General features: G+C 67.9%; 1 protein-coding gene. It reads right to left on the bottom strand.

All coding sequences use genetic code 11. The features are described 5' to 3' along the window. On the bottom strand, window positions 1-280 hold a 280-nt coding region (locus ACR6JA_RS23235), incomplete at its 3' end, for a hypothetical protein (RefSeq protein ID WP_494599890.1). Between the last annotated feature and the right edge of the window lie 41 nt (window positions 281-321).

Consider the following 321-nt stretch of genomic DNA (forward strand, 5'->3'; position numbering starts at 1 on the left):
CCATGCCGGCCTCGCCGTACAGGTATTGGATCGCGCGATTGCGATAGCGCAGCGTGGCCAGTTCGGCATCGGCGGCCAGGAAGAACATGCCCGCGGCGCGGGCGAGGCACCATGGTTTGGCGACGGCGCGAGGCAGCAAGGCCAAGGTATCTCCAAGGTGCTCATACTGCAGGCGATAGGCGCTCGGATAGCGGATCCGGTAGATGCCGGCCTGCAGCGTCTGACCCGCCGCGCCGGTCGTGGCGTGCCGCAGCGCCACGTAGATATCGGTCAGGTGCATGGCTCCTGCCGATGGCGTCGTGCGCCGGGGCACGACATGGC

The organism is Cedecea sp. B1(4) (assembly GCF_059414925.1).